We start from the raw sequence: 12460 nt of genomic DNA, 5'->3' as shown, positions 1-12460 counted from the left end.
TTTCTGCTGCTTCCTATGGCTTCTTCTGCTTCAGCAGATCTGCCCCGCCCTCTTCTACAAGCAGAGGTTGCTCGTCTAGACAGCCTCCGCTACAACGAACAGGGTTTGATCCCGGCCATCGTGCAGGACTACCTGGATGGGACGGTGCTGATGATGGCCTGGATGAACCGGGAGTCGCTGCAGAAAACTTTGGAAACGGGCCGCACCTGGTTCTGGAGCCGCTCGCGGCAGGCGCTGTGGCCCAAAGGGGAAACTTCTGGCCACGTCCAGTGGGTCAAGCAAATCCGCTACGACTGCGACGGCGACGCGCTGGTCATCTTGGTGGAGCAGGTGGGGGATGCGGCATGCCACACGGGGGCGCGGAGCTGCTTCTTCCGCACGCTGCAAGGGGATCCCATTCCGGCAGCCGATACCCTGTCGCAGGTGTTTGCCGTGGTCAAGGCCCGCCAGGCGGATCCCCGGCCCGATTCCTACACCAGCAGCCTGCTGGCCAAGGGAGACAACGCCATCCTGAAAAAACTCGGCGAGGAGACGGCTGAGGTGGTGATGGCGGCAAAGGAGGGGGACAAGACAGCCCTGGCCCGCGAGGTGGCGGATCTCTGGTACCACTGCCTTGTGGCTCTTGCTCACTATCAGGTGGATATTCGGGATGTCTATCGCCAGCTCCAAGCCCGTCGTTCCCCTCAGTGAAGGTGCTCTGTCCAAGGGAGGGGAGCCGCTTTTGGAGGAGATGGATCAGCCCCCAGCCAAGACCCCCTTGGAGTTGCAGGCCGGGCGACGGGGCCAGGTGGATCTGGAAACCGATCGGGAGACGTTGGCTTGTTACCTGCGGGGCCATGGCCAGTGGATCCAGCGCTGCTTCCAGCCGTTGCGAGTGGAGCCCCTCTCTGCTGAAACCTACAGGCTGCAGTTCTTCCGCATGGGCGGCCTAGGATTTGAGCTGGAGCCCAGCTTTGGGATCAAGATTTGGCCGGAGGAAGATTACCTATTTCGGCTCACCTCCATTGAGCTGCCGGGGGATGCTGCCCTACCCTATCGGGTGGATTGTCAGGCCAGCTTCCGGCTGGAGGAGCTGCCGGGATCCCCTGCCACCACCCGTGTCCACTGGGATCTCCATCTGGATGTGCGCCTGCATTTGCCCAAGTTTTTGCACGTTCTGCCGCGCAAGTTGGTTCAGAAAGTGGGCAGCCAAGTGGTGCAGCAGGTTACCCGCAGCCTCAGCAATCGCTTTACTCACAATGTCTGCAGCGATTTCTACCGCTCCGTTGGTCGTCCCCATCACCCCTATCGCTTGGTTACGGTAGAGGATAGGGCGTGATGCCGTTGCGGGCAGGCTGCTCGGCCTTTCCCGCCAGCCGGTGTAAACGTCGTGCTGTCCTCAAAAACACGACCTTGATGGGAGGTGCGGAGGAACCATCAGACGCGGAAATCCTCCGCTAGTTGTGCCCTGGAAGAGACAGCCGCTGCCAAAACTCAATCCTGTTCCCGCCGAACCTCGCTTGGGTCTCCCCGCGCTGCGCAAGAGGTGGGCAGACCGCGGTAACGGGAGAATAGCGCCCTTCAGGGGTGGGTGGTGGCATCCACCTCGGCGCACTGGTGTAGCCTGCAAGGAGTAAGTAAAGAATCCCACCTCCAGGGTTGGGGAGAATGCCAACCCCTTGCTGGGGCACGTGCCTACAATTCAACCGCTGCCAGAGCTTCTTCCGGCCCCACCAGAGCAATGGCGGCGTTAACTAGGTAGGTTTTTGCGGCTTGCTGGAGCTGGGCAGGTGTGAGCTGCCTCACCCTCTGCAAATACTGCTGGTCGAACTCCATGCCCAGGCCCAGAATCTCGTACCAGCCGGCTAGTTGCGCCACCTGGGCGTTGGTCTGTTTGCTGAGGGCATACTGGCCCAACAGCTTGCGCTGGGCCATCTCCACTTCCTCATCGCTAAGGAGGGTTTTGTGTAGGCGATGGATCTCCGCCTGCAGGCGCTCCAGGGCCACTGGAGTGTTCTCCGCTGCCGTGCCCAGGTAGGCCACAAAAGGGGCAGGATCCCGGCGGGTGGCAAAGAAGGCCGAGACCTCATAGGCCAGGCCACTGCGCTCCCGCAGCTCCACAAACAGGCGGCTGGACAGGCCGCTGCCTAGGTAAGTGGCCAGCAGCTTCAGGGCCGGATAATCCGCAGAAGCAGCGGGGGATCCGCGAAAGCCAAGCACAATCGTTGTCTGCTGGGTGGGTTGGAATAGCTTTCGCAGTTGCGGCTTCTCCAAAGGGGGCAGCGACAGGTCTAGTTCAGGAGCAGGCGGGCTGGTGCTTACCCAATCTCCCAGGACAGCTTCCACTTGGGCCGCCATCGTCTCCGGCAGCTCTGGACCGATTACCGCCATCACCATTCCCTCCGGGCGGCAGTAGGTGGCGTGGTAGGCCAGCAAGTCCTCCCGGGTCAGGGATCCCACCGTCTCCAACCATCCCAGCTCGGGAAGGGCATAGGGGTGATCCCCATAGAGGGTCTGCTGAACCTGGTTGAAGGCAAGGCTGAAGGGTCGCTCCTGTTGGGCGCGAATGGTCTGCAACAGCAGCTCCCGCTCGCGCTCTACCTCCGCTTCCGGAAAGCTGGGCTCCCGGAGGATTTCCGCAAGCAACTTCAGCAGCTCGGGGAAATCAGCCGCCACACACTGCAGCCCGACCTCGAGACAGTCGGCAGAGCTTTCCACCCCAAGCCCAGCCCCTAGGGATTCCACCCAGGCAGCAATGGCCTGGGAGTCGCGCTGCTGGGTGCCCTTGGTGAGGACAGCCGCCAGCAAGTGGCTCAAGCCTGCCTGCTGCAGTCGCTCCACCCGGCTGCCGCCGCGAAAAAAACAGTGAGCAGCCAGGATTTCCGTTGCCGGATTCTGGCCCAACAGCAGCGTGATGCCGTTGCTCAGGCGAAGGCGCTGTAAACGGCCACGTTGCATGGCAAAGAGAGGGAAGCTCCTAGGGGCAAGGGATCGACCTACCGGCAGGCCAGTTGCAGCTCCGAAGCCGCAGCAGCGCCAGAGGCAGCCGGCTTGAGCAAGGCCACCACGTAAGCCTCCGGAGAGAGGTACTGCTGAGCTAGCTCACGGACTTGGGCTGGGGTAAACGCTTGCAACAGCTCCAGGTACTCCTGCAGGCGCTGCACCCCAACCAGGGTCTCGTAGTAGCCGTAGATGCTTGCCAGCTCGCTAGGCGACTCGGCAGAGAAGAGGAGTTCGTGGGTCAGCAGGCGCCGCGCTCGATCTAGCTCAGCCTGACCGATACCCTCCTGCTGCAGCTTCTCAACCTCGCGCAAGATGGTTGCCTCCACCCGCTCCAGGTTTTCCACTTCCAGGCGAGCACTAATGCAAAAAAGCCCCCCCTCTTTCAGCACCAGTGAAGAACAGCCCACCCTCCTCACCCAGCCGCGCTGCTCTCGCAACAGATGCACCAGCCGCGAAGTGCGGCCTCCCCCCAGTACCGCGGCCAACAGCTCCAGGCCGCAAACCTGCTCCCAGGCCTCGAGGCTGACGGTGGGCCAGGCCAATTTTAGACGAGCCTGCTCCAGGCGGGTATGGGTGCTCTCGCGGCGCAGGATCCCTTGGGGGCGGGGCTGAGGCGGGATTGGGGGCCTTGTCCAGGCAGAGCCACTGGCAGGATCCCCAAACTCTCTTTCCACCAGCGCCAGCACCTGGTCCGGATCGATGCCTCCTGTCACCACCACCGTCATGTATTCGGGTCGGTACCAGCCGCGGTGGTAGGCGCGTAGCAGCTCTGGGGTCAACCCCATCAGGCTTTCTGGCGTGCCCAGCACGGGTCGCCCATAGGGGTGCTCCACCCCAAAGGCAGTTTCCATGAGGAGCTGATAGGCCGTGTGCCCTAGGTTGTCGGCAGCGCGGCGAATCTCCTCCAAAACCACCTGGCGCTCCCGCTCCACCTCCTCCGGAGGGATCCCAGCCCGCAACACTGCCTCCGCCAGATAGGGCAAGGTATCCGGCAGGTCGGTGGCAGCTACGGTGATGTAGTAGTGGGTGTAATCCTGGCCAGTGGCAGCGTTGGTGATCCCTCCCCGCCCTTCAATAACCCGGTCCAGCTCCCCGGGGGCCAGCCGCTCGCTGCCCTTAAAGACCATGTGCTCCAGAAAGTGGGATATGCCCAGCCACTGCGGCGGCTCGTTGCGCCCGCCTGTTTGGACCCAGACGTCCACCGTGGCCGAATCGGCAATGGGAAGGGGGTGAAGAATGACGCTTAGCCCGTTGTTTAGGCGATGGGTGTAAGCAGGAAGAAGACGCGGTGCGCGGCTCAAGGTCAAAGTTCTTAATCAGCAGAGAACAAACTTAATCTTACTCGCACAACCGCCGCTGAGAGCCTTCAGGGAGCAATTGGGTTCATCTTTCTAGTTTTGGGAAGGGGTATCCGTTGATCCTGGCCACGACAAGCTGGGGGATCCCTCGCCAACTAGGCTCTCTTCTACCTGAAAGCCAGGCGGCCATTCCTCACTTTCGCGCACCCGCTGCACCACTTCCTTAGGCAGGGTCACTCCCAGCTCCCGCGCGGCTACGGCCACCACGTCTCCCCGATCGATCAGGCCGGCAATGGCGCCGCTGGGGGTGAAGACCAAGACTCGGCGCGACTCCGCCTGGCCCATCATCTGGATGACCTGGACAATGGGAGTTTCCTCCCGCACCCCTTGAAGTTGCTCCATTGGCTTGAGAATGGCTTTGAGGGTGAGGTGATCCCACTGGCTGCGCTCGATGTCGTTGAGCAGTTCCGGCCTAACCAAGCCCCGGTAGCGACCGTCCTCCTCGGCAAAGTACACTTCCTGAACGCCTCTTGCGGTCTCTGGCTGGAGGGAGGCAGGGATCAGGTAGCGATCGACAAACTCCCGCAGGCTCATGCCCGCATCCACCACGCGAAAGCGGCGGCTCATGACATCTGCGGCCTTCAGGCGAGCCAACACCCGCTGCAGCTGCGCATACTGCTCGTAGCGACGGGCGCTATTCAAAATAAACAAGCCAATTAGCCCCGTCCAAAGGCCATTGAGGCTCCCCAAAAATACCCCTACTAGACCCAGGCCCACCAAGCCCCAGCCCACTCCCTGGCCAGCTCGAGCTGCCCACAACATGCCCTTTTGCCGATCCCCTGTCCAACCCCAGATGGCTGCTTTGAGCATCTGCCCCCCATCCAGGGGCAGCCCTGGCAGCAGGTTAAACAGGGCAATCACTAGGTTGATGGCAGCCAAGCTGGCAAGCATTGAGGTCAGCGGCGACCCTGGCCCCGCCCAAGCTCCAGCCACGCTGAAGAGGACAAACAAGCCCAAACTGAGAAGGGGCCCTGCCAAAGCCACCCAAAAGGCGCCCAGGGGGCGAGGCACTTCTCGCTCAATGGCCGCCATGCCGCCAAAGATGAACAGGGTGATGGAGCTCACCCGTACTCCATAGGCCCGGGCGACTAGGCTGTGGGCCAACTCATGGGCCAATAGCGAAAGAAAAAGCCCCACCGCTGGCACCACCCCGTAGGAGAGCACCAGCAGCAGAGCCGCTGGAAACCAGGTGTAGTCGAGGAACAAGGGGATCCCCCACAAATTCCCGATGCGCAGGCGACTGGTCATGGCCTTAACTCCTACACAGCTCTTGCCCAGGAGGGCTTTTAGGACAGCAGGCAACCTTTCTCCTTGGGATCCCTTCCTTTCCACTCTAGCCCTTTCCGGGACTTCGCAGCGAATCCTTGTGGTACCCTGGGTAGCTGTCCAGCAAACCAGGCAACCCTGCTAGAGCGGCCGGGTTAGCCGCAGTGGCCCTATTTTTTTGTCCCTCTTTCTGGGGGACGACGGAAACAGCTATGGTATCGACTTCCTCCTACGAGCAGAGCAAAGCGGTACCCTCGCCCCAGGAACAAGCGCCAGGTTTTGTAGACGAGTTCCCCGCGACAGCCCCAACGGCTGCCCCAGTGTTCTACCGCACCTATAGTCGGCGCCGCCCCGATGGCAGCCGCGAGACTTGGAGTGACGTCTGCGATCGCACCCTGGCCGATATTGCCCGCCTAGGGCGCCTTACTCCCCAGGAGCGGGAGCTGTTGGAACGTCTGCAGCGGCAGTTGAAAGCGTTGATCTCAGGTCGGGCCCTGTGGGTGATGGGCACCGAGTGGATCCAGAAGCCGGAAAACTACTCCGGCGCCTACAACTGCACTAGCCTCACCGTGGTGGACTGGCGCTCCTTTGGCCTGATGATGGATCTGGCCATGATGGGCTGTGGCACGGGAGCGGTGCTGGAGCCTCAGTTCATCAGCCAGTTGCCCCCCATCCTCAACCGCCTAGAGGTGCAGGTAGTAGGATCCATTGGTGCCACCCCCCCCGAAGCGCGGCAGGAACACACCCGCATCCAGCGCCAGGGCTCTCACGTGCACATCCAGGTGGGCGATAGCCGCCGCGGCTGGGTGGAGTCTTACCAAGCTCTCTTGGAGCTGGCGGCGGATCCCAGTTTTGGGGGTCAGGTGGAGGTGACGGTGGATCTCAGCCATGTGCGCCCCGCTGGGGAGCGGCTAAAAGGGTTTGGGGGCGTGGCCAACCCCATCAAGCTGCCCGGCTTGTACCAGCGCTGTGCCGCCATCCTCAACAAAGCCGTGGGCAGGCAACTGAACTCGGTGGAGTGCTGCCTGCTCATTGATGAGGCGGCCGCAACGGTGGTGGCGGGGAATATCCGCCGTAGTGCAGGTATGCGCCAGTTTGCCGCCGACGACGAGCTGGGATCTAGCGCCAAAGACAATCTCTGGCAGCAGGACGAGCAGGGCAACTGGAGAATTGACCCTGAGCGAGATGCCCTGCGCATGGCCAACCACACCCGGGTATTTCACCGCAAGCCAACGCGGGAAGAGTGCATTGCTGCCGTGCGCAAGCAGTTTTACTCCGGCGAGGGGGCTATCCAGTGGGCTGGGGAAGCCGTAGCGCGGGCCAACGCCGACCTAATCAACACCCCCGAGCTGAAGCGGGAGTTCCTCAACGTCTATGCCTCGGAGGGACCCGAGGGAGCTAGGCGCTGGATAGAGGAGCGGCAGGCAGCTAGTAGCTCTCCGTCTGTCCAACCGCCAACGTGGCATAGGGTGCAACGGTATGGGCTGAACCCCTGCGTTACCGCAGACACTTGGATCCACACGGGCGACGGCCCGCGCCAGGTGAAAGACCTTATTGGCAAGCAGCACAGCACCTACGTCAACGGCGAGCTATTCAGCACGACCCCAGAGGGGTTTTTCTACTCCGGCACCAAGCCCGTGCTCAAGCTGGTGACCCAGGAGGGATTCTCTCTTCGGCTGACGGGCAACCATCGTGTTCTCAAAGTCATTGCCCAGACTCCAAAGGCGCAATACACGGAATGGGTGCCGGCAGAAGAGCTCCGCCCGGGCGACCGCATTCTGCTGCACAACCATCGCGACCTAACCCCCTGGGATGGTGAGGGGACCTGGGAGGAAGGCTGGCTCTTGGGGAATTTGCTGGGCGACGGCAGCCTTGCCACAACCCAGTGGAATGACACGGCTGTACTGCGCTATGGGCAGGATACGCAGCAGGAGATGAGCCTCCATGCGGCTCAGTTGTTGCAGGCTGCGGTAGGGTACGAACCTCGCCGGCCAGAGACCTGTTATCACCCCAAGCTGAAGGGCCGGGTTATCCATTCCACCGGCTTGGCGAAGCTGGCAGCTAAGTTCGGCATGGCTCCAGGACAGAAGCAAATGACTGCGGCACTGGAAGCCACAAGCTTTGATTTCCACCGCGGCTTTTTGTGCGGCCTGTTTGACGCAGACGGCAGTGTGCAGAGCGGTCAAGAGAAGGGAGTTAGTGTGCGGCTTTCCCAAAGCAACCTGGACACCCTCAAAGCTGTGCAGCGCATGCTGGCGCGTCTAGGGATTGTCTCGGTCATCTACGAGAATCGCCGTCCCGCTGGGTATCGTCTGCTGCCTGATAGCAAGCGCCAGCCAGCCCCCTACGCCTGCCAGGTGCAGCACGAGCTGGTCATTAGCGGGGACAACCTGCACCAGTTTCAGGCAGTGGTGGGCTTTCGAGAACCGCGCAAAGCTCAGAAGCTAGGTGAACTGCTCGGCAGCTACCAGCGCCGGCTCAACCGGGAGCGGTTTACGGTTACAGTTGCAGCCCTGGAGCCTGACGGCGTGGAACCGGTCTATGACTGCACCGTGCCCGGCCCAAGCTGCTTTGATGCCAATGGGTTGGTTGTCCACAACTGCGGTGAGATCATCGGATGCGACTTCCACTGCAATCTGGCTGAGATCCACCTCAACCGGCTAGATCCCCACAACCGCCAGGAGCAAGAGGAGGCCTTTACGGCAGGGGCCCTGTCGGCTGCGGCGCTATTGCACCACCGCTTTGTCGAGCCCCGCTTCCAGCGCTCAAGGGAATGGGATCCCATTGTCGGCGTCTCGTTTACTGGTCTATTTGACTTTTGCGTCAAAGCCTTTGGGGTGGACTGGCTGCGCTGGTGGCAGGAAGGGAGGCCCGATACGCCTCTGGGGCGGGAGTTTAAGCAGCAGGAGCGGGAATACCTCAGCTTCTGGAAGGAGGTCGTTCACCGCGTGGTTTGGGACTACTGCGACCGTCACGGGTTGCGCCGCCCCAACCGCTGCACCACCGTTCAACCTGCCGGCACCAAGTCGCTCCTGACTAACGCCTCTCCCGGCTGGCACCCGCCCAAGGCTCAGCGCTACATTCGCCGCATCACCTTTGCCAAAAACGACCCCGTGGCCCTGGCCTGCCTGGACTACGGCTACTCGGTGGTGCCCGCCCAGTCTGACAAGGATGAGCACGGCAACCTGCTCAACGACCCCTTTGATCCCCGCTGCACCGAGTGGTTGGTGGAGCTGCCGGTGGAGGTGGAGTGGGCCAATTTGCCCGGCGCCGAGGAGATTGAGGTTGAGCGCTTCTCTGCCCTGGCTCAGTTTGACTTCTACATGCAGGTGCAAAAGTACTACACCACCCACAACACCTCCGCCACCATCGAGCTGCGCGAGGACGAGATCGAAGCGCTGGGATCCCGCATTTACGAGGCCATCCGCGACGACGAGGGCTACATCAGCGCAGCACTGCTGGCCCGCTTCGACGCTCCCTTCCCCCGCTTGCCCTTCGAGAAAATCGACAAGGCCACCTACGAGCGGCTGATGGCCGAGGTCAAGCAAAGACGAAAGACCGACAACTTTTACGAGGCGCTGGCGCGCTATGACCGCAACCTCGCCCTAATAGCAGAGGGTCCAGCAGGGTGTGATGCCCTCGGCTGTCTGATGCCGGAGGCTAGCTCGCAGGGCGAGAACCCGTCCCGTTAGCAGAGGGGGGGATCCCGCCTCGGGCTCTGGCTACACTGTTCTTGGCCGGGAATCCGAGCACTGCGCGCCTTGGCAGCCCCCTCGGCAAGCTAGGGGCAGGGGGGGTTGGCACGGTCCGGTTTTCCCTGCTCGAGCGTTTGGTGGCTGGAGGATCTGATGCAGACAGGAGCGCAGCTCCCGAGGAAAGCCTGGACGGTGGAAATCTGGCGCAGGCTGAGGGGGCTGGTGCTGGCGCTGGCGGTGCTGCTGGGGATCGCCTGTTCTAGCCTCAAGGGCTCTGGGACCTCCCCTCCTGGATTGATCCCTCCTCCGCCTGAGCCGGGCAGCCGGTCGATTCCTCTAGCGGTGCGCACTCTGGGCACCAGCCGCTTTAAGTTGCTGGGCTTGACAGTGGGTGTGGCTGGAAGCGAGGCTGAAGTGCTTCTGGATACCGGCTCAGCAGGGCTGCGTATTCTGTCGTCGGTGGCAGGGCGCTTTGGCTTAGAGCGGACGGGGATCCCTTCCACGGTAACCTTCGCCGATGGCACGCAATTTATCGGTGTGCTGGCTCGCGCTCCCTTCAGCTTGGGTGGGATCCAGAGCCGAGAGCCAGTCACAATTCAGTTGATTGACCAAATTACCTGTGTGGAGCCGCTGGTGGCCAGCTGTTCCGACTATCTATTTGGGCCAGGGCGGCCCTTTGCTGGGATCCTGGGCACCTCGTTGGACGAGCGCAGCCCTGACCGCGACCTGTTTAGCCCTCTCACTCGCCTGCCGGGCAATTTTCGCTCGGGGTACCTCATCCAAACCGGCGGCTTTGAGTCTGCTCAGGGCCTTTTCACCGTCGGCCTGACCGAGGCCAACACCGCTGGCTTCAGTTTTCGGCCACTGCCCCAGGTGGGAAGTTTTCCCGATGGCACGCCCATCTGGCGGGATGAAGCTCTGCAAGTGGCCTACAGCATCAGCAACACTTCTATTCAAAATGTCCCTAGCCCCACCGTATTTGACAGCGGCGCTTCCGACATCTTCCTCAACGTTCGACTATTGGGATCCGCTCCTTTTCCCACCGCTACCCTACCCTCAGGCTCGGAGTGGCGAGCTGTGCTGGGAGGAGCCTTTGACTACCGCATCCGGGTTGGCTTTCCGGTAACGCCCAGCCGGGATCGGATCTTTGTCAACGGCAACCAGAGCGTGCAACTGTTGGGCATGCCCCTGTTTTTCAACGCCGACGTTGCTTTCGATATTGAACGTGGTCGGATTGGCTTTCGCCTGCGTTGAGACCAAGTTTTGAGTTGAACTGGGGAGGAAACCAATGCTTGCTCAGGACGGGATCCCTGCGCGCAGAAGGGCACGTCGCTGGCCCTGGATCTGGGTTCTGCTCCTAGTGTGTTGGCTGGGGTTGGGCGGGCCGGCCTGGCCAATTGGTTTGGGAGATCCCTTGCCGGAGTGGGCTAAGTCTATGCAAGTGGGGCGGCAGCGGCTGCGCGGCGTGGAGCACTACCAAGGCCAAGAGCAGATCCGGGCCTACGGCAACCAGGCGGGACGAGTGTTTTGGATTCAAATCGAAAGCAGTGCCGACCTGCCGCCGGATCCCCGGCAGTACCTGGGAGAGTACCAGGCGTTTCCAGCCGAGGTCCTCCAGGTAGTACCGCTGCGGGCGCAGCGGTTGCGCTTCCAGCAGGGAAATCGCAGCGCCGAATGGCAAGTGGTGGGCATGAGCGGCCACTTTGAAGCTGAGGCGTTTAGCTATGACCTGGCCCCGCCCGAGTTGTTTCAGCCCTGACCTAGGGGCACGATTGAGACAATTAGGGCTTATCCTAGAGAGGAGCTTAAACGCAAAGTTTGCTAATGAGACTGCTTCAGCAAGAAGTTCCAGTTATCCTCAATCGCTTTCTTGTTAAGGAGCTAGCTCAGGAAGACCTCACCTTTTATGAGTACGACTGTAGGCCAAACCCACCCCCGGAGCTAGGAGAAGAGCAGAGAGCTATCGCTAGGGTTTGCAATCGGCTAGATGTAATAGCTGCTCGTTTGGGAAGTCGCATTATCACGCAGGAAAGAGTTTCGCCCAGCCAGCTCAAAACACCAGAGTGGGAGTTGGAAGAGCGTGGGCTTAGGGTTCTAACCTGTGCCAATGCTCAAGAAAGAAGCGCCCTCGAAAGCTTTGAGCGCAAGAGGATAGGGTTGCGCCTTAAATCTCAGTACAAGAAAACTGAAGTCGAATGGATAGGAGGCGGCCTGCTCTGGTGGGTGACTGCTCAGAAAGGGGTAGAACTTTCCGGAGAAGGCTGGGAAATCCACAGAGGGAGAATGATAGATGTTGCCGTCGAACCAGACGGAAAGCTTTACTTAGAAGTCGATATTCATTACCGCTTCTACACGCCGTGGACTTTGCATGAATGGTTGGAAAGCTATCCGGACGTTCCAATCGAGATTGTGCGAAATACATACTTTGATGCGAACGGCAAACGTTTGACTTGGAAATATCTGGGTATTCTTTCTAACCAATCCCCATGGGAGATTCGGTTACCAGAGCAGAACATCAGTCTGGCGGAGTATCATTTGCAGAAGTACAATGCACTTGTAGAAGAAGTTGAGAGCTCTTGGGTAGTCGAAGTAGCATCAAAGGAAAGACGTTATCCCCATCTCTCCCGAAGGTTATCGCCTGCTTTAACCTTGGAGATGCTAGCCAGTCTAGAAGACAACAGAAGCCCTGGCGGAAAAGTTAGCGCCGCTGTTATCGAGTGCATCAGAAAAAGTTTGAAAGAACGATTCGAAAAGTCCGAAGAGACTGCGAGGACCATTATAAAGGAAGTCTACAAACTTTCCCCTGAGGAAATTAAGCCGCTAAAGACCCAAGGCTACATCCTGCCCAAGCCAAAGCTATTGGGATCGGGTCGCAGACCAGTTGAAAATCCTGCTCGGGTTAGATACCGGGGATGTGCGAAGGTAGGCGAGACCAAGTTTGCATGTCTAAACCTCTATGACGACAAGCGAGAGTACCCTAGCGAAGTGCTCAACTGCTTGCTTGAGGTAGCCCAAAAAAGCGGCGCGGAAATTGAAGTAGACTTCTATGCCACTCAGCAAGACTTGCCTGAGGGCGATCTCGCCCGAAAAAGGTTCTGGCAAACCTGGGCTGAGCAAGGGATCAAAACCGTTTTGGTCGTTATGCCGTGGTCACCCAAT

The 12460-nt window shown here is 60.4% G+C and carries 9 protein-coding genes; 6 read left to right on the top strand and 3 right to left on the bottom strand.

Translation table 11 applies throughout. The annotated features are described in order from the left end of the window. Positions 1-15 precede the first annotated feature (15 nt). Together hisIE and NW807_RS01615 are read left to right on the top strand one after the other, a co-directional pair. Entirely contained in the window at positions 16-690 is a 675-nt protein-coding gene (hisIE, locus tag NW807_RS01620; protein WP_414425113.1) for a bifunctional phosphoribosyl-AMP cyclohydrolase/phosphoribosyl-ATP diphosphatase HisIE, read from the top strand. After that, entirely contained in the window at positions 650-1318 is a 669-nt protein-coding gene (locus tag NW807_RS01615) for a DUF1997 domain-containing protein (protein ID WP_414405470.1), read from the top strand. The genes hisIE and NW807_RS01615 overlap by 41 nt, the downstream gene beginning before the upstream one ends. Positions 1319-1674: 356 nt before the next feature. On the opposite strand, the gene NW807_RS01610 is transcribed toward NW807_RS01615, so the two are convergent. The 3 genes from NW807_RS01610 to NW807_RS01600 all read right to left on the bottom strand — a co-directional run bounded on the left by NW807_RS01610 (position 1675) and on the right by NW807_RS01600 (position 5588). Continuing rightward, on the bottom strand, positions 1675-2937 hold the full coding sequence (locus tag NW807_RS01610) for a M16 family metallopeptidase (RefSeq protein ID WP_414425112.1): 1263 nt from the start codon (positions 2935-2937) through the stop codon (positions 1675-1677). 38 nt (positions 2938-2975) lie between these two features. Next, a complete protein-coding gene (locus NW807_RS01605) occupies positions 2976-4283 on the bottom strand; it encodes a M16 family metallopeptidase (RefSeq protein WP_414425111.1) in 1308 nt (435 codons plus the stop codon). Positions 4284-4373: 90 nt separating this feature from the next. Continuing rightward, positions 4374-5588, bottom strand: coding sequence for a site-2 protease family protein (locus NW807_RS01600; RefSeq protein ID WP_414425110.1), 1215 nt, complete (start codon positions 5586-5588; stop codon positions 4374-4376). A 230-nt stretch (positions 5589-5818) separates the two neighbouring features. Here NW807_RS01600 and nrdJ point away from each other — a divergent pair, with 230 nt between their 5' ends. The 4 genes from nrdJ to NW807_RS01580 form a co-directional block, all read left to right on the top strand. Next, on the top strand, positions 5819-9298 hold the full coding sequence (gene nrdJ / locus NW807_RS01595) for a ribonucleoside-triphosphate reductase, adenosylcobalamin-dependent (RefSeq protein ID WP_414425109.1): 3480 nt from the start codon (positions 5819-5821) through the stop codon (positions 9296-9298). 156 nt (positions 9299-9454) lie between these two features. Next, positions 9455-10555, top strand: coding sequence for a hypothetical protein (locus tag NW807_RS01590; RefSeq protein WP_414425108.1), 1101 nt, complete (start codon positions 9455-9457; stop codon positions 10553-10555). 34 nt (positions 10556-10589) lie between these two features. Further along, complete coding sequence (locus NW807_RS01585; protein ID WP_414425107.1) at positions 10590-11060, top strand: hypothetical protein; 471 nt, start codon at positions 10590-10592, stop codon at positions 11058-11060. A 245-nt stretch (positions 11061-11305) separates the two neighbouring features. Next, positions 11306-12460 (top strand): argonaute PAZ domain-containing protein (locus tag NW807_RS01580; RefSeq protein WP_414425106.1); only part of this gene is annotated, 1155 nt, incomplete at its 3' end.

It is taken from the genome of Synechococcus sp. R70.1, from assembly GCF_047461675.1.
GTDB lineage: Bacteria > Cyanobacteriota > Cyanobacteriia > Thermostichales > Thermostichaceae > Thermostichus.
This window is presented reverse-complemented; position numbering and strand designations above follow the sequence as displayed.